Origin of the sequence: Paenibacillus sp. FSL R10-2734, assembly GCF_037963865.1 — a bacterium.
Classification (GTDB): domain Bacteria; phylum Bacillota; class Bacilli; order Paenibacillales; family Paenibacillaceae; genus Paenibacillus_AQ.
This window is the reverse complement of record NZ_CP150170.1, coordinates 2,851,727-2,869,998: the sequence shown is the minus strand read 5'-3', so window position 1 is coordinate 2,869,998 and position 18,272 is coordinate 2,851,727. Positions and strand designations below refer to the sequence as shown.

Annotated in this window: 16 protein-coding genes and 1 riboswitch; of the genes, 4 read left to right on the top strand and 12 right to left on the bottom strand. The window is 43.7% G+C overall.

Annotation, left to right across the window (positions count from 1 at the left end):
- Positions 1-15: 15 nt before the first annotated feature.
- The 5 genes from NSS67_RS12415 to NSS67_RS12395 all read right to left on the bottom strand — a co-directional run bounded on the left by NSS67_RS12415 (position 16) and on the right by NSS67_RS12395 (position 8,374).
- On the bottom strand, positions 16-1,269 hold the full coding sequence (locus tag NSS67_RS12415) for a bifunctional 3,4-dihydroxy-2-butanone-4-phosphate synthase/GTP cyclohydrolase II (protein WP_339319812.1): 1,254 nt from the start codon (positions 1,267-1,269) through the stop codon (positions 16-18).
- A gap of 61 nt (positions 1,270-1,330) precedes the next feature.
- The gene (locus tag NSS67_RS12410) at positions 1,331-1,999 is read right to left on the bottom strand and encodes a riboflavin synthase (protein WP_339319811.1); all 669 of its coding nucleotides are present in this window, start codon (positions 1,997-1,999) and stop codon (positions 1,331-1,333) included.
- A gap of 34 nt (positions 2,000-2,033) precedes the next feature.
- A complete protein-coding gene (gene ribD, locus NSS67_RS12405) occupies positions 2,034-3,134 on the bottom strand; it encodes a bifunctional diaminohydroxyphosphoribosylaminopyrimidine deaminase/5-amino-6-(5-phosphoribosylamino)uracil reductase RibD (protein ID WP_339319810.1) in 1,101 nt (366 codons plus the stop codon).
- A gap of 216 nt (positions 3,135-3,350) precedes the next feature.
- Positions 3,351-3,526, bottom strand: a riboswitch (FMN riboswitch).
- A 618-nt stretch (positions 3,527-4,144) separates the two neighbouring features.
- The gene (mscL, locus tag NSS67_RS12400) at positions 4,145-4,549 is read right to left on the bottom strand and encodes a large-conductance mechanosensitive channel protein MscL (protein ID WP_339319809.1); all 405 of its coding nucleotides are present in this window, start codon (positions 4,547-4,549) and stop codon (positions 4,145-4,147) included.
- Between the two features lie 363 nt (positions 4,550-4,912).
- On the bottom strand, positions 4,913-8,374 hold the full coding sequence (locus NSS67_RS12395) for a collagen binding domain-containing protein (RefSeq protein ID WP_339319808.1): 3,462 nt from the start codon (positions 8,372-8,374) through the stop codon (positions 4,913-4,915).
- A 280-nt stretch (positions 8,375-8,654) separates the two neighbouring features.
- Between NSS67_RS12395 and NSS67_RS12390 the strand changes: the two genes are divergently transcribed.
- Positions 8,655-9,422: a TIGR02206 family membrane protein gene (locus NSS67_RS12390; RefSeq protein WP_339319807.1), complete on the top strand. Its 768-nt coding sequence runs from the start codon at positions 8,655-8,657 to the stop codon at positions 9,420-9,422.
- A gap of 32 nt (positions 9,423-9,454) precedes the next feature.
- Here NSS67_RS12390 and NSS67_RS12385 read toward each other — a convergent pair whose 3' ends face one another.
- The 5 genes from NSS67_RS12385 to NSS67_RS12365 form a co-directional block, all read right to left on the bottom strand.
- Positions 9,455-9,886, bottom strand: a complete 432-nt coding sequence (locus NSS67_RS12385; protein ID WP_339319806.1) for a peptidylprolyl isomerase — start codon at positions 9,884-9,886, stop codon at positions 9,455-9,457.
- Between the two features lie 144 nt (positions 9,887-10,030).
- Positions 10,031-11,365 carry a diaminopimelate decarboxylase gene (lysA, locus tag NSS67_RS12380; protein WP_339319805.1) on the bottom strand — a complete coding sequence of 445 codons (1,335 nt, stop codon included), beginning with the start codon at positions 11,363-11,365 and terminating at the stop codon, positions 10,031-10,033.
- A gap of 126 nt (positions 11,366-11,491) precedes the next feature.
- The gene (locus NSS67_RS12375; RefSeq protein ID WP_339320587.1) at positions 11,492-13,114 is read right to left on the bottom strand and encodes a spore germination protein; all 1,623 of its coding nucleotides are present in this window, start codon (positions 13,112-13,114) and stop codon (positions 11,492-11,494) included.
- Between the two features lie 536 nt (positions 13,115-13,650).
- Positions 13,651-14,076, bottom strand: coding sequence for a stage V sporulation protein AB (locus NSS67_RS12370; RefSeq protein WP_339319804.1), 426 nt, complete (start codon positions 14,074-14,076; stop codon positions 13,651-13,653).
- A 2-nt stretch (positions 14,077-14,078) separates the two neighbouring features.
- A complete protein-coding gene (locus NSS67_RS12365; RefSeq protein ID WP_339319803.1) occupies positions 14,079-14,735 on the bottom strand; it encodes a stage V sporulation protein AA in 657 nt (218 codons plus the stop codon).
- Between the two features lie 323 nt (positions 14,736-15,058).
- Between NSS67_RS12365 and NSS67_RS12360 the strand changes: the two genes are divergently transcribed.
- Positions 15,059-15,280, top strand: coding sequence for a lasso peptide biosynthesis protein (locus NSS67_RS12360; RefSeq protein WP_339320586.1), 222 nt, complete (start codon positions 15,059-15,061; stop codon positions 15,278-15,280).
- 163 nt (positions 15,281-15,443) lie between these two features.
- Positions 15,444-15,662 (top strand): hypothetical protein, encoded by a 219-nt coding sequence (locus NSS67_RS12355; RefSeq protein ID WP_339319802.1) that lies wholly within the window; start codon positions 15,444-15,446, stop codon positions 15,660-15,662.
- A gap of 27 nt (positions 15,663-15,689) precedes the next feature.
- Here NSS67_RS12355 and NSS67_RS12350 read toward each other — a convergent pair whose 3' ends face one another.
- The gene (locus NSS67_RS12350; RefSeq protein ID WP_339319801.1) at positions 15,690-16,673 is read right to left on the bottom strand and encodes an alpha/beta hydrolase; all 984 of its coding nucleotides are present in this window, start codon (positions 16,671-16,673) and stop codon (positions 15,690-15,692) included.
- A gap of 304 nt (positions 16,674-16,977) precedes the next feature.
- On the opposite strand from NSS67_RS12350, the gene NSS67_RS12345 reads away from it, so the two are divergent.
- Positions 16,978-17,166 (top strand): glycosyl hydrolase 53 family protein, encoded by a 189-nt coding sequence (locus NSS67_RS12345; protein WP_339319800.1) that lies wholly within the window; start codon positions 16,978-16,980, stop codon positions 17,164-17,166.
- 59 nt (positions 17,167-17,225) lie between these two features.
- Here NSS67_RS12345 and NSS67_RS12340 read toward each other — a convergent pair whose 3' ends face one another.
- Positions 17,226-18,272 (bottom strand): arabinogalactan endo-1,4-beta-galactosidase, encoded by a 1,047-nt coding sequence (locus NSS67_RS12340; RefSeq protein WP_339319799.1) that lies wholly within the window; start codon positions 18,270-18,272, stop codon positions 17,226-17,228.

Sequence of the window (18,272 nt, the reverse complement as noted above, 5' to 3'; positions counted from 1 at the left end):
TTTTATTGTGTATGGTTATACTTTTGAATCTTCATTTTGTTCGATATCGTCAAAAGAAAGTAAATGCCCAAGCTTCGCCTGTTTCGTATGGAGATAATTGGTATTATCCTTATTCTCCGGCATTTGTATTGGCACGCGTTCAACAACTTCCAATCCATAGCCTTCCAGCCCTTTGATCTTTCGAGGGTTGTTAGTTAAGAGGCGAATTTGGCGTACACCTAAATCCTTCAGAATCTGTGCACCGATCCCGTAATCACGCAAATCTGCTGGGAAACCAAGCTTTAGATTCGCATCTACGGTGTCGAGGCCTTCCTCTTGAAGCTTGTAGGCGCGGAGCTTATTGATGAGACCAATGCCTCTGCCTTCTTGGCGCATATAGAGCAACACGCCTCTACCTGCAGCTTCGATCTGCCGAAGCGCCGCTTCAAATTGTGGGCCGCAATCGCAGCGATGGGAGTGGAAGACGTCCCCCGTCAAACATTCGGAATGCACACGTACTAACACTGGTTCATCACCAGAAATATCACCTTTCACCAAAGCTACATGTTCTTTATCATCCACTTCATTCGTATAGGCAATCGTCTGAAACTCACCGAAGTCAGTTGGCAGACGCACAGATACTTCACGATTAACGAGTTGTTCCTTTTCGTTCCGATAGTGGATTAGATCCTTGATGCTGATCAACTTAAGATCATGCTTCTTTGCAAGCTCAACCAGATCAGGCAGCCGGGCCATCGTACCATCTTCCTTGATAACTTCACAGATCACACTGGCTGGATAAGAACCACACATACGGGCTAAATCAACAGCAGCCTCAGTATGTCCGGAACGACGCAATACGCCGCCTTTTTTCGCAATCAGCGGGAACATATGGCCAGGTCTACGAAAATCAGAGGGCTTTGCTTTTGGATCAATCAAGGCCTTAACGGTCAAGGATCTCTCCCCCGCAGATATACCAGTAGTTGTATCTACATGGTCAACGGATACAGTAAAAGCTGTACCGTGATTATCCGTATTGTGGCTGACCATGGCCTGAAGTTCAAGCTCTTCTGCTCGCTCTGCAGTAATTGGCAGACAGACCAAACCACGTCCCTCAGTGATCATGAAATTTATGACTTCTGGTGTTGCCCGTTCAGCAAGTGCTATAAAATCCCCTTCATTCTCACGGTCTTCATCATCCACCACGATGATAACTTTGCCGCGCATTAAATCATATATAGCTTCTTCAATCGGGTCCAAGACACTTTCCTTTTTCGATTGTTCGCTCATGATTTTATCCTCCTATATAGCTTTACGAAGCACTACATCCTTCGTAAGCATCCTCTTATAATTAAACAAATCCATTCGACGCCAAGAAATCACGACTGATCCCGGAACTGCTATCAGATTCTTCATCCTGTGCTGCTGAGCCATAATGAAGAAGATGATCTACATATTTACCCAGAACATCAGACTCTATATTTACACTGTCCCCAGCCCGCTTGTAGGTTAGCACGGTTTCCCCTAACGTATGCGGAATAATAGATACTGTAAGCGATGAAGCCGTAGTCTTTACTACTGTTAAGCTAATACCATCGATCGTGACCGACCCTTTAGGAATGATGTATTTGAACAGCGATTTGCGATCTGGCGCAATCTCATAGACGACTGCATTCTGATCACGTTTTACGCTTTTGATAACACCTGTACCGTCCACATGCCCCTGAACAATATGTCCTCCAAATCGACCACCAGCTGCCATGGCTCGCTCCAGATTCATCCGACTGCCAGGACGTAGCTCCTTCAAGTTACTATTTCGATAGGTCTGAGGCATGACATCCACTGTAAAAAAGTTCTCGCCTAAAGTTGTCGCTGTAAGACAGACGCCATTAACCGACACGCTATCACCAATTTTCAGATCATCCATGATGACCGAAGCTGTAATGTTCAGCACCATCATTTCGCCACCGGTAGAGACACTTCTCAAAGTGCCAACTTCCTCAACTAATCCAGTGAACATGCTTTCCCTCCTAAAAGTTTTGTAAGCATACGCTTTAGCGCACCGGAGTACCGCTGATACATACATTATCCCCGAGCACTTTTACTTCCAATCCCTCCAGAGAAATCGCATCCTTCATCAGCTCTACACCTGGGAATACGAAGGTCCCTTTCGCTTCAGCACCGCCGCCGACAATCTTTGGAGCGAAAAAGAGGATCACTCGATCTACTAACCCACTCTCCAGCATCGCACCATTTAACGTGCCTCCGCCTTCGAGTAAAATCGATCCAATTTCCATCTCGCCGAGCGTTACCATAGCAGCCTTCAAATCCACACGTGGTCCTGCTCCGCTTACAACGATTTGAACACCTGCCTCTAGCAGAGCCGCTTTCTTCGCAACGTCTGCGGCTTCTGTAGTCACGATAATAGTAGGCGCTAGACCGTCACTTACAACTGCCGAATCCAAAGGAATACGCAGTCCAGAATCAATCACGATCCGTACCGGATTAATACCCGGAACTTCCGTTCTTGTCGTCAGTGAAGGATTATCTGCAATCACTGTGTTCACACCGACCATAATTCCTTGATGCCGATGCCGCAGCGTATGTACGATCTCCCGCGCTTCTCCATTCGAAATCCATTTACTGTCACCAGATTTGGTAGCTAGGTTGCCATCAAGCGTACTGGCACTCTTGAGTGTAACAAAAGGCTGTTTGGTCAAAATATATTTGATAAACCGCTCATTCAGCCGCAGCGCACGATCACGCAGCAGCCCTACCTCGACTTCAATGCCATGCTCACGCAGCATTTGAACCCCGCGACCCGCCACCTGTGGATTAGGGTCTTCACAAGCAACTACAACTCTGGCTACTCCCTCGTCGATCAGCCTTTGGCTGCAGGGGGGAGTCTTACCATAATGGCTGCACGGTTCCAGTGTGACATAGGCTGTACTGCCCTGAGCTTGACCGGCCGCCATATTCAAGGCATGCACCTCAGCATGACCTGTTCCGCGCTGCAAATGAGTTCCAAGTCCAATCATAGCTCCATTCTTTACAACAACGCAGCCAACAACAGGGTTTATTCCCGTCTGTCCTTGGGCCCGTTCCGCCATATCCAGCGCTAGCGACATATAGAACTCGTCATTCATGTTGTCCATCTCGTCCTCCTATCCATTTACTGTCTATCTGATACTTAAAAACAGAAAAACCCATCTCATTCTCCAGGAGGAGCTCAAGATGGGTTATGCGAGAGTTTATCGGCAGTCCAAATAAAAGTGTGCGTAAATAACCGTCCAACGACGGCAATTGTGAAATATCGCACATAATAAATGAAAACACTGCAGTCCACTTGTCTATTGCAGACAAGCGGTTAACCTCTCCTTCTTCCATCCAGACTATACTGTCGGTCCCGGAATTTCACCGGGTCCACCGTTCGCGTCAACAACGCGAGCCGGGTAGCGGACTAAGTGTAGTAGATAAACTTAATAAATAAGCATTCTACAACAGCATCACCGCCGGTAGGGAATTACACCCTGCCCTGAAGGATTGATCCTTTATTAAATTGAGATTCAAGTTTTCCTTACTAACAAAATTATCACTTACACCATCGAAATGCAAGTGCGTTTAATATATTTACTTAAAATTTGTAACTTAATTCTAAGATGTATGGTGATTACAAGTAGATACGAGGTTGTCATTATGGAAAAGAAGATAGTCGTTTCTCTTAGAGTTAGTAGAATTATTTTCAGCGTAAAACTTATACTTTTATATAAAATCTTCAAGAACCCTTGAGCTAACATCACACAGTGAAAAGTTACTCCCTCTTTCTGCTTCTTCGGCGTAATTATGCTATTTCTACGGGATTTATACCGTTCTTTCCACCTCTAGCACCCAATTCAGTCATTTCTACGGGATTTATACCGTTCTTTCCCCCTCTAGCGCCCAATTCCGTCAATTCTACGGGATTTATACCGTTCTTTCCCGCTCTAGCTCCTAGGCCCCCTAATAAAACTGGAGTACTATCACTACTGACTAGTCAACCATCGGCATTTTTGAGTTACACTGTGCTGCTTATACCCTTCATCAATCCTTTTATTTACGTAAAAAAAAGAAACCAAAAAGCGCCGGAACAAGTATCTCCCAGCGCTTCTTGATTGTATTTTCACGATTACAAACCACGTTCTTGTTGTTTTAACAAATCACGAATTTCAGTAAGCAGCACGATATCCTCTGATGGTGCAGGAGTCTCCACCACTTCAACTTTAACCGCTTCTTTACGTTGAAATTTATTTGCCAGCTTGATCACCATAAAGATTGAGAAGGAAATAATAAAGAAATCAACTACCGACTGTAAAAACAGACCGTACGGGATAGATAATTTATTATCCATAACCATGACATTCAGAGCTCGCTCCTTGAGATCTATCCCCCCTGTTAACAAACCGACGATCGGCATTATAATGTCAGCTACTAATGATGTCACGATCTTACCAAAAGCTGCTCCAATTACGACAGCAATCGCTAAATCAAGTACATTTCCTTTCAGGGCAAAGGCTTTAAACTCTTTCCACATCTTTCAATTCTCCTCCAACATATTGAATTTGAAATTATTATAGCATAGTAGTCTCCCAAATCTTAAGACATGTTATGAATTCTCTTGATAAATTAAGATTAATGGCTACTAGAAAGGATTACCGAGTTTCAATTCGTTTGCGTTCTAAGTGAATAGATTTAATTACTGTTCACGCTTTTATTTCACGTTAACACAAATGGTTCCCGGGTCCGCCTTGCATCGCCCACTGGTCCGAATTTTCTTTATCAACCTTTTCTGAGCATTGAAAATATGAACACGATAACAATTAGCGCCAAAAGCACCCGACATTATCTCGACGGGTGCTTTCTCATTACAATTTCGAAGCATACTTGATCAGTTCACTTACTCTATGTTTCCCCTCCGCCGGAATACACGGTTCAGAATAAAGCCTATTGCTATTAATCCTATACCTGTCATGTAGAGTGGCACAGGGCTACTCTCCCCCGTCTTCGGAAGCTGAGGATGAGCAGCACCTGAGGTGCTGTTGTTCACAGTACCCTTAGGTACTTCCTCATCAGCGATGTCGACTTCTCCCAAAGGAACATCTTCATCTGTAATAACTAGATCTGGAGTTTCCTCCTCTACTGATGTCGCGGACTCCAGACCAGTCGTATTCCCAGGGCCAGCAGGTACTGCCGGATCATTGATGATTACTCCAGGCACCAACGAACTCGTAGGCGTAGGTACAACCGGACCCCCAGGGGTTCCTGATGTTGGTGTAGGTGCTACCGTCGATTCCGGTGTTGTTGTGGCAGTCGGCGTTGTTGACGGAGTAACGGTGGGTTCCGACGAAGCTGATGGTGTTGGAGTTACAGTTGATTCTGGCGTTGCAGTAGGCGTAGGCTCCACTGCTTTTTGGTTCGTAATCACGAGTTGTTTCGCTGACGAAGAATGAATAGACACTGGGTGTTCTGTAGGATCAAGTACATAGCCACTTGGAGCTGCTGTCTCAATCAATACATAGTTGCCCATCCATATTTTATTAAATGTGGCTGTTCCAGCGGAATCTGTGGTCAAGCTATTAATAAATACTCGGTCAGCGCCATTTAGTCGATAAAGTGCAAAAGTCGCATCACTAAGCAATTTCAAGTGGTCCTCTGCATCCACCTTTTTGATCGTCAATATGCCTTTAACCCCGCTACCTGATCCCGATCCACTCGAGACACCGACGATAATTTCTTTGGAAGAATCTTCACTTATTTCAATAACATTGTAACCACTGAAACGAACGGTATTAATAACTTTATCTCCTGTATTAGCCATAATCAGAGATTGATAATCAAGAATATAAGCTTTACTAATCTCCTTAGCGAAGCTTAAATCAAAAGACTGTTTACCATCAACATCCGTTTTTATTTCAACGCTATAATCGGTACCCTGAACCAGTTCAGGTCCGCTTTTGGTTACATCCCCATTTACAGCCACTGCAGTAGGATAGAGGTGGAATGAATCCTGTAACAAAATTTGATTTGCGCTAGGAGTATCTTGGATTAAAGCATTCTTCACAGTAGACTGACCACGATTAATTAGAATACTCCAATCTATTTTATCTCCGTTCTGGGCACCATTCTTTAAGAGATATTCGTCTCCATAAGGAATCGTTACCGATGCCTTCAAATCCTTGGAGATCTTTTTTGTCCCGTCATAAAGATTGGCCTTGTTATCAATAGAAGTGCCGATGACTTGGCCTTCAAGACTTGTATGAAAGTCGATATAATATGCGGAATGAATAGCGTCATTAAAAGAGACCTTTATCTCGTTATTACCACTAACACTATAAGTGTATTTGCTACTATTCACCTCAACACCTTTAGTTGGATCACCATTCTTTGCAACATTCATGGTGTACACTTTCAGCGATCCAGGAACCAAGCTTTGGCCAGATTGCAATATATCCACGACCTCTGGCTCTGTAATCGTTTTGCCATTATAGTTGACCCCTATTGTCCAAGCTAATTCTTTAGTCGAAGCATTATAGGAACCAAATTTCAAACCATTACTCTTCGCTTCAGTTCTTGGGATAAATAAACCTTCTGCTACTGTTGTGCGAGGAATTTCGGACGTGTCTAACCAGTCCATCCTAACCTTGTTATTGAAATTTTCAGTATTTGACCAAATCCAATCTTTATTAAACTCTGTAGTATAGCTGATTGTATAAGTTTCAGAAATCGGCGATTTGAAGACAACCTTGAAGCCTTTATTAGACTGAACAGGTGTATTGTATACTAAATTATAATTTGCTGGATTCAATACATTGCCCTTCAGATTTCTAATCACAATTGAATTCGGAATGAATTTCAGTCCTCCAAAGGGGAACGATTCCGTAATCTCAACATGACTCATTGGATAGTTGTCACTGTTCAATGTGACTTTCCATCCCACCGTTTTATTCTGGTAATCCACGTCTGATAAGTTCTTATACAGAATGGCTGACCGTATTAAGCGAGTAGCTTCTTCAGTGTAAGTACTATCCGTAACTGTATTAGTGATTGTAGTATCTGCAAATACACGTTTTACAGCTTTGGTTTTATATTCGATTCGATAGGGGGAGGATACATCATGTTTAAATTGCAAGGTAAACCCAGTCTTATTCACGTCTGACGCTGCAGCTACTGTGTAATCAAGATCCTTTGCCAAAAGATTGCCTATCGTTGCCGCACCCGCTGAATCCAGTTGCACCGTGTACACTTTTAACGAATCCACAACTAGCTCTTGTGAATCATTAAACAAATCCGTTATTACAGCTTTTCCTTGCGGAATCGTTTTTTTATTATAGTTATATTCGATTGCCCAGGAAATGATTTGTTTGCTCCAGTCATACCCGCTAGAGTACTTGTTCAAGCTTCCTCCTCGTTCTACTTGGACAGTAGCAGAGGAACTAGCAGGAACTTGCCCATCTCCTGTAAAGGTCGCTGTATTGGTGAAATTCAGCTGATGCTCGTCAGTAATAGCTGTGGTGTATTCAATACGGTAAGCACTAGTGATCACTGGATCAGTGAAACGAACAATTAGTGATCCTCCAATAAACTCTGTAGAATATTTGCTAGTATCGAGTAGTGCACCTTGCGTTACCGAACCGTCCAGCTGGATACTTAGTTGATACACGCTTACAGTAACCGGAGTGCTCAATGACAAACCTGTCGGTATAGGGTCTGTTACGACTGCATTTCCAACGGTTTTTAACGATTTATTAACGTCAACAGACCACAAAATACGATCTGCATTGAAGCCTTGAGCGATCCCCCTCTTCTCAATGGTCGATCCGACACTCGGCTTAAAATTTACCGATATTGTCTGAACACCACCACTCACAGGAAATAAAATTTGTTGAATAGTACTTCCTGAGATTTTTTGTTTATCAAATTTAGTATTTATCCGAAGCGTTCCTTGCACGTCATCATGCGTTTCTATGTAGTCATTAAAGGTCATAATCACTTGGTGAGAACTCTGCTCCACAGCGAAAGTTCCCACATCTCCATCCTCTGAGACCAACAATCCGTTAAAATCATTATAAAGCTGAAACTGCTCTGGAAGCTGAAAGGTAAAAGTGTCACCTTGCTTGTACTGATGATCTTTAGGAAGAGACCACGTATAGTCCAATGTAACATTAGCATCTTGCTCATAGACGCTATCCGTGACGGTCTGCCCGTCTGCACCGTACACAGCCATTGAGACACTGGTGATGATGTTCCGCTCTTGATCGATCGCTGCTGCTTTTACTTGTGGAGCGAATCCGATGCCATAAGCATATTGCGATACCAGCATCAGAATAACGATCATCATACTTATTCTTTTCTTTAACATGATCCAAAAGCCCCCAATTCCTTTTCCAATTTGTTTTTTCTGTGTTTGAATCCTCTCTTGAAGCGTAATCTCTGCCACTCTTCATGCTTGAATGCTTCTTATGTAATTCCGCTTCCATCGCCCCATCTTATGTTAAAATAATGAAAAGACTTCCCTTATGTAGCGGAGTCGACAGATTGCATACATATTTAACCATTTCATGGATTCCAGAAACAATAAATATAAAAATTTTACATAATTTATTATTGGAGTATGTTTTATGTTCAAAGGAGGTTCGTTCATGCAACTTTCATCATATTTTGATCGACAGCGCATAGAGGATTTCATTATGTTCTCCCCTTCACATTGGATCGCTCTGTCCATCATCGCATTGGTGTGTCTACTGCTTTACGGCTTCAGGTTCGAAATTCGCACCGATGTAAAACTTCGGCAAAGTGTTCGCTTGCTGCTGATTATGATCCTTGTATCCTCAGAAGCGGGACTTCAAATATGGTACATCTCTCAGAACGTATGGCGATCCAGTACCTCACTACCGCTCGAACTATGCGGGATCACTTTACTACTATCCGTTATCATGCTGATTACACGCAGCCGAACACTATATTCCTTTCTCTATTTTGCTGGAATTGGTGGAGCATTCATTGCGTTACTTACACCTAATCTGGTCTATCCGTTCCCACATTTCCGATTTCTTCTGTTCTTCATAGCTCATGGTGGTATCATTCTCGCTTCTCTTTATATGACCTGGATTGAGGGCTATAAACCGACTTGGAAGTCACTCTTGTTCACCATGCTTGGCCTAAACATTGTGGCCGCTTGTGTCTGGATCGCCAATTACATCCTTGGATCTAACTACATGTTCCTGTCTTACAAGCCCAGCACTTATTCCGTATTAGATTATTTCGGACCTTATCCTTACTACCTGCTTATTGAAGAGTTGTTTGCCTTCATTCTGTTTCTGCTCATGTATTTGATATTCTTCTGGGTGCCAGAGCGGCGTAATTCGAGGCGCAAGCGAGTAAGCCAAAAAAAGGCCAGCCTCCGATAATTCGGAGACTAGCCTTTTTAAATTTCTAAATCTTACGCTTCGATAATTTCTACCGAAGTCATTTTGTCGCGTCCTTTGAAAGTATCAACAAGCTCCATACCTTCCACTACTTTACCGAATACAGTGTGTACTCCATCCAAGTGTGGTTGCGGTGCGTAGCAGATGTAGAACTGGCTTCCGCCTGTGTTCTTACCCGCATGAGCCATTGCAAGTGTTCCGCGCTCGTGTTTGTTTGGGTTGATCTCGCAGTTGATTGTGTACCCAGGACCGCCAGATCCAGTTCCGTTAGGACATCCGCCTTGAGCTACAAAACCAGGGATAACACGGTGGAATGTCAATCCATTGTAGAAACCATCTTTTGCTAGCTTTTCAAAGTTAGCTACAGTGTTTGGTGCGTCTTGATCGAACAAGTCAATCAGCACAACGCCGCCATTTTCAAGAGTAATTTTCGCTTGCTTTGCCATATGTAAATGACCCCTTTCAAAATAAACAAAATTAGAATACCTCAATTATATTACTATGAAACCACGCACAAAGCAAAGCAAGTAGGAGTAATTCCTACTTGCTCTTTATGCCTCACTAATATTCCCTACTTACAGTAGCGATTGTTACTTGGCAACAGCGGCTTGTTTAGCGATACGCTCAGGAACAATATCGTTGGCAATAAGATCATTGTAGCTTTCACGACGCACTACAAGATCGCTTTGTCCGTTCTGAACGAACACTAAAGCTGGACGACGAAGCCGGTTATAGTTGCTCGCCATGGAGTAATTGTAAGCACCTGTGCAAGCTACAGCCAACAGATCGCCGCTTTCAGCCTGTGGCAGCTCTACATCCCAGATCAACATGTCTCCGCTCTCGCAGCATTTACCAGCGATGGAGACGGTCTCTGTAGCTTCTTCATTCGCACGATTAGCAAGTACTGCCTCATATTTAGACTGGTACAATGCAGGGCGTGGATTATCGGTCATTCCGCCATCTACCGCAACGTACTTACGCACGCCTGGAATATCCTTGTTAGTACCTACTGTATAAAGTGTAGTACCTGCATCTCCAACAATGCTACGGCCCGGTTCTACCCAAATTTCAGGCAAAGCATTATAAATTCCAGCAAAATGAGTCTTCACTGCATCCGTAATCGCCGCAACATATTCAGAAACATGTAACGGAGTATCTCCCTCAACATAACGAATGCCGAAACCTCCACCTAGGTTTACTACACGGAAGTCCACATCCAAGCCTTCTTTAACACTACGAGCAAAACTCGCTACACGTTCAACAGCAAGCTGGAATCCATCTGTTTCAAAAATTTGAGAACCGATATGGGAATGTAGGCCAAGCAGCGTTAAGTTCTTTTTGCTAGCTGCCGCTTTAACTGCTTCATAAGCCGATCCATTACCGATATCAAAACCGAATTTGGAATCAGTCTGACCTGTTGTAATGTACTCATGCGTATGTGCTTCAACACCTGGTGTCACACGTAGTAAGATGTTAACCGTAACTTCCTTGCGTGCAGCAATCGACTGCAAAAGGTTAAGCTCTACCAGATTATCGACTACAAAGCAGCCAATCCCGGCATCAATCGCCATTTCGATCTCTTCGGACGTCTTATTGTTGCCATGAAAATGTATACGTTCAGCAGGAAAGCCAGCTTGCAAAGCTGTATAAAGCTCGCCATCAGATACAACATCAAGCGACAAGCCTTCCTCATCAGCCAAACGTACCATTGCCATCACTGAAAACGCCTTGCTTGCGTAAGCTACTTGGAAACCAAGTCCAGAGGCTTTAAAAGCATCCATATATTCCCGGCAACGTTGTCTAACCAATTGCTCGTCCAATATATATAGCGGGGTTCCATATTCCGCTTTCAATTCAGTTACATCACATCCGCCGATCTCCAGATGCCCAGCATCATTAATTCGGCTAGTACCGTGTAGAAACATTCTTTAGTCCTCCAATTTCTGTGGAATATCAAGGTTCCACCCTGTCTTAGTGTATTCAGTATAACAGACAGTGGGAACTCCATTGAATGGACTAATTTGCAGTAGTTTTGTATTTTCCTGCGACTGTTAATCATTCTTTTGAGAAGGCGGCATTCTGGTATTGTCTCTAGTTTTGTTAAAAGACGGCCTTGTCTTCGAACTTAAGACCGGCTTACGCAATAGAATTTCACTCATTGCCTTTGCATTAAAAGGTATAAACGGCCACATATATGAGGAGTTATAGGAACGATGGGTCGTCAGGAAAATCGTAAGTAGCGTCGTTCCAATCATAAATCCTGGCACCTGGAATGCCGCAACGGCTACTAATAACACAAGCCTGACTATTCGATTGGCCAGACCCAGCTCATAACTCGGAGTTGCAAACATACCGATAGAAGCTACAGCCATATACAGAACTACCTCGTTTACAAACAAACCGCTCTGTACCGCTATATCACCAATCAATATGGCTGCAATCAGGCCCATCGCTGAGCCTAAAGGTGTTGGTGTGTGTACTGCAGCCATCCGCAGTAAATCAACCCCAAGCTCAACAATAAGAAACTGGGCGAGTAAAGGAATTCTAGCGGTCTTTTGAGGCCCAATAAAATCCAGCACAGCTGGCTTTAGTTCAGGATGAATGACAAGCAGCATCCATAGCGGCAGCAGGAACATCGACGCAAAAATACCGATGAAACGAACCCATCGCAAGTACGTTCCCATAAAAGGAGTCTGGCGATTCTCCTCTGCATGCTGACAAAGATCAAAAAACGTAGTCGGAAGAACTATAACAATGGGTGAGGTATCTACAAACACTACTACACGTCCCTCCAACAAATTGGAGGCAACAACGTCAGGGCGTTCAGAATAACGCACCATAGGATATGGATTCCATCCACCACCGATAATCGCTTCCTCTAATTGCTTATCTGCCAGAGGAATGCCATCGATATCAATGCTATTGATTTTGTCGATCACTGATTTAACCTGTGTTTTATCAACAATATCATCAATATAAGCCACGCAGACATCCGTCTGTGTCCGTCGTCCAACCCGAAACAACTCATATTTCAGTCCCGGATCACGAACCCGTCTTCTGACAAGCGAGATATTGCTCAGTAGAGTCTCTGTAAAACCGTCGCGCGCACCGCGCACCACTCGATCAATCGAAGGCTCGGCAGGACTTCGACTAGGGTAAGCACGAGTATCCATTATGATAACCTTGTTTTCACCCTCGACGAATAGTACGCTCAAACCTTCTAGTACCTTTTCGATGCTTTCACTTAATGAATTGCCCTCTTCCACCTGTATGTGAGGGACATATTCATTCATAAAGCTAGACAGCACACCCGTAGACAGATTCTCAGATGTGAGATAGGTCAAACGTTTGAGTATATCATCGGTTACATCTGTGTTGGTAAATCCACTTAAACAGAGTAGAGCTGTCTTATGTCCACCAAAGGACATCTGTCTAAATGTGACATCAAAGCTTGTTCCCAGCCCCATTACCTCAGTAAGTGTTTGTTTCGTATCTTGCAGGGAAGGTGAGATTTCATCAGTTCCTTGCCAGTAAATGACGGATTCCTTTAAAGAATTGGAGCGCTCGCTATCGCGTTTCTTTTGCAGCTTACTGGTTCCCTTTTGCTCAGTGCTCTCTTGTGACGCTTGCTTCTTAGATGGTTTGGACTTTCGCGTCGCTTGGGATTCTTCCACAGACCCCGTTGCTGCCTCTGATCCATCTGCTTGCTGGGCATTCTGATCTTGCGTCTCACCTTCGGATTCCGAGTCTGAATCTAAGCCGAATAACCTGGCAAAAAAACCTTTGCTAGGCTCGTTCTGCTCCTGATTACCGAGCTCATCTGACGCCTCTGCATCCTGTTGACCTGAATCCGGTTGGGCCGATGCCTCAGTGCTTTGCTCTTCGGTCCCTAGCTCCGCAGATGCCTCTGCATCCTGCTGACCTGAATCCGGCTGAACTGATGCCTCAGTGCTTTGCTCTTCGGTCCCTAGCTCCGCAGACGTCTCTGCATCCTGCTGACCTAGACTCGATTCATCTACTACAGCATTTTCCGCAGAATCTGCACTTTCACTGGTCATAGAAGCTACATCAGCATCTGTGTGATCTGCAACTAGATCCGCTGCAGTATTCTTCATTGCTGCGGCAGCCGCAGCGTTATCTTCCTGATGGTCCTCCTCCGGCGCAGAATCACCGCTGTGAATATATTTACTCATATACTTAACCCCTCCGTTTACTGTCGGTATACAAACCAGTCGAACAATGAACCCGCGACCTTCCCGCTCACCATCGCCATTAACAGCCCGAACAGATAATGTGTCATATTCAAGCGTTTCGCTAGTATTGGCAGCACATTTAATACCTCGGTCAATGCTGCAGCGAGCATCCCGACAAAAATCCCGTCAAAAAGTCCTATACCAAGTTCAACCAAAGGACCTGAGGATATTTTCCAATTCCAAAAATCACTTACGGTACCTACCAATGATCCGCAAACCATCGCACCTTCGTACCAGTGAACTTTATCGTAGGAAGAGGTTAATTGAGCCAGACGAGGCACCATATCGAGCACAACAAATAATGCGATCACCCCGCCGCCAACTGCGATTCCTCCCGCAATCCCCAGCAATAAATTCAGTCCCAGAGATAAAGGTGCTGTCATCTTCAGTCCTCCATATTCTCCGGTTGTTTTTCTCCACGGCGCCTCATTTTGCTGTATTCCTCATTGACGACGTAATGATCGATATTTTTCTGATACAGGTACATTTCCACTTCTAACGGTGTAGGCTCCTCATTCCACTTCTTCTTAAATAAATGGTTGAAAAAAATGACCATTCCAAAACCGATTCCAACAGAATAAGCAATCTGAAATACAATCGGATGCTCATCACGATGTCCGGTTATCATCTCCACAATTCGGATTTGTACCTCCAGCATGTTTACATCTGCATGGAAATTCATGATTGTCAGCGCAGATCCAAAGAATAACAGCAGCCACACTAATACAAACATCGCTACTGAAGGCTTCCTTCTCTCCATCGGCCCCTCAATCTGCACAATCGTCCTTCCTTCACCGATCGGCTCTATCACTGCATCCGGCAGAAGCTCATGGATGAGCGGAATAACCATCAGCAGATCGATCAAAATCAGGTTACCGTCACTTTGCTCCGGCTCTTTTAGCAGAATAGATTCCAACGACTCCTTCAGCTCTGGCTCAGCAATCAAGAAAGCAATATCACCCAGTGTGATATTTTTACCTTTGGGCACCGACACACGGTTCTTAAGCTGTATATAGATGGCGGGAGCAGAATGTTGTTTCATCCGCAGTCCTCCTAAAGGTTGTGGTGAAGTAGCTCCGGTGCAAGATAACGGTAGTATGGGAGTAAAGCCTTATTTTTACTCTTGAAGCTCTGAATCAATTTCCAAAGATGTTGAAATGTTGAATTTTTATTGGTATCGGGAATGCTTACCCCACCTTACAATTTTGTTATAAAAGACGAAGGGAGGAGTTTTATGTAAGCGGATACAAACATCTCTTCTTAATGGGCATTGTTGTTTAAATCCTAATCTGCGGAGGCTGCTGTGGGAAAACTTGGAGCGAGGTCGCGGAAGAGGTAATTTTCAACCATTCTCAGTAAGCGGCAATCCATAAGACGTTTTTCCTGCTGAATGACGACTTTAAGAAGAACCCAAGTCCAGGCGTTTGTCATCTACTATCTTCCATCATGTATGTGATGCTTAACGAACAAGGCATTGAGTCGGAGCTTTGCATCGGAGAAGTTCAGCGACCGGATGAACCGTATTTCGATCATTCCTGGATCAAGATTGATGGAAAGGCATTTGACCTTTCAATCCAGCAGTCGTAACCCAAAGGACCTGATGCTTAAATTGGTCGCTTGGGTTGTTCCTTTATAAGGATAAACTAGACATGCGCCAACTATATAATAAGAATAAATCAGTGATTTTAATTTAGAATCGTTCTCAAATATTTGTGATTTATAGATAACAAAGTATTTTCATCATTAGATTGTGTTTTGGTGGACACGTTTTTTTGAGGCGCAAACGGCGCTTTATTTAGCTGAGGAGCAAGATGTGACCATTGCTATATATAAACAGGACAAATCTTCCTGTGGAAATCTGCTTAACTATGATGGGTCATTTACGAATAGAGAAATGTCTGGCAAAGAACTGCAACGGAGTTTTTGCGGCAGCACGTTACAAAAGTGTTCAGCGAAGGCCATCGGATGAAGTTGAGAGAGCTTGCTCCCTCATGATTCACTCCAATGCAGCAGAGTTGTTTAAGAACATGTTCACGTCAGCAGATATTTGCTTATATTGGGTCCAATGCAGATAATGATGCCCTTTTATGATGATGAGCTGATGCTGATCCAGCTTACGGAGCTGATCCTCATAGAAGGTTAAATTAGATTTCCCATCGGCATTCACTTTATCACTTGGGGGCGTAAAGATCATTACAGGCAGACTTGGCGGAAAGACCATATCCTTTGTAGCAGCAATATTGTTCTTTATTTCCCTTGCTTCATTCACTACATTCTTATTATAGGCTTTCCATGCGGTAATGATTTGGGTCATCTTTAGATTTTCAAGAGTATAAGTACCTTCATCGGCCTGTGGTAAAACAATGCCCGGACTGATATAGGATGCAAGTCTTGCCAACCCGCTCGGCACGACCAAGCTCATATATTTGGGCATAGTGGGAACGGGTTCCTTAAAATAGTCCACGGCTTGCGGTAAGGTGATATCGATTCCAACGATAGCTTTGATTTCGTCGGGATATTTATTGGCGTAATACATACTATAAATTCCGGAAATAGAATGAGGCATTAGGATATAGGGACCATCTATCTTTGCTTTTTGCAACACGCTCCTAAGTTCCCCTACGATGTTCTCCACCGTTCGTTCTTTATCGGTCATATCACTCCAACCATATCCAAAAGGTTCTACAACGACTACTTTGTGATGGTTGGCCAACTCGTTAATTAAGGGTTCGAAGTCCAATACAGGTGAAATCGTTCCCAGTCCGCTTAACAAAACAATGGCGCTACCCTCCGTCCCCTTTGTATACACATGCATTTTCTTTCCATCTACTTCAACATATTGACCCCATGCAGGGTATTTCTTGTGTTCGTACCTTGAAAGTACTTGATTCACTAACACAACTATTAGCATAATTGTGGTTAAACCCAGCACAATGTTTCGAATCATCCTTGTAAATCTAAACGTTCTCTTCGTCTTCATTTTAGCGTTGCTCCCTTTACAAAAGATTGGATAAGTAGACATCCTTGTCACTCATCTTCATATTAATTGTAGAAGACAAAGGTTAAAATGAGGTTCTTTGATTGTTTAAATTCTGGTTAAAAAATCGACGCAAAAGCTGTCATTACTCACCAGACAGTCAGATAGACCAGAAAGAGCGCCCTTTGGGGACACTCTCTTTCCGTGTATTTCCCGATTTGAATAACATAAAATGGACATTTAGTATTCATTCGTATAAATTCATTTACGCAATATCCCACTAATCATCTGCCTAATTGATTTGTAAATGAGACCTTCAGCAGCTAAAGCCTTTCTTACGGATATTATTAGCAAAACTAAATCGGTAAGCGGCGGCAAAGGGCTTGGCGTGTTCTATTGGGAGCCGGAGAGTTACGGGACATGGTACGCTTACACGAAGGGCGCCTTTGATTCTTCTGGAAAACCAACGTTAGCATTGGATGCCTTTTTGAATTAAAAAAAGAAGACAGCCATGGCTAAACCATAGGCTGTCTTCTTGTTCTATCCCAGAGATTCTTAAAAATGGAGCGAATCCAGTTTCTTACCTTCAAAATCAAACATGGCTAAATTGGACCAACCATTCTCATGGCCAACAGACCATTCCTTTTGCGAAGGAATCCAAGCAGGTTCCCAGTAATAAAAGCCGATGCCCTTTCCGTTAGGTGTATTCTCAATTACGTTTATAAAATCCTTCATATACTTAGCCTGACCCTCTACTGTGGCGGGATAACCTTTATGCAGCTGGGCTTCCTCATTAACAATTATGGAAAAGCCTTCAGGTGCATTCAGCGTCCATGGATAGGCTGTTTCCACCACAACGATATCCTTGTTATAACGCAGCGCTAATTCGTTCAGGTTATGCTGCAAGTCGTCCAAAGTACCATGCCACCAAGAATAGAAAGATAATCCGATCACATCAAAATGGACACCATGTTCTAAGAACCGATCATAAAATTCACGACTTGCCGGATGATCCGCCCCGCGGTCAATATGGATCATGATGGACAAGTCAGCATCGACGGATTTCGCACCCGCTATACCTGCTTTAACTAGCGTAGTGAACTGCTCCCATTGTTCCGGAGTATCACACTCTCCATCCACCTTGCCTTCACCCCATAACATGCCCGGCGTAATCTCATTTCCGATCTGCACCATATCAGGCAGCGTGCCTTGGGACTGTAAAGCCCCAAGAACCTCGCGAGTATATTCATACACGGCAGATGTCAAACCACTTAAATCAAGTGCCACCCAAGCTTTTGGCTTCCATTGGTTAGCTGGATCGGCCCATTTATCTGAATAATGAAAATCTAGTAGAAAGTTAAGGCCTGCTTCCTTAATTCGCTTTGCCATAAACAGCGTACGTTCTAAATTGCAGAAGCCACCTGGAGGGTCATTCCAAATTCGCAGTCGTATGGCATTTACTCCACTGTCCTTAAGGAGATGAATCAGATCCTCACCCTCCTCAGCTGCCTGAACAGAGCTACAATGAAACTTGCCTCCACCCTGTTCAATTTCATCCAGAAACGAGATGTCCATTCCATTGATAAATGTGCTGATCATCAT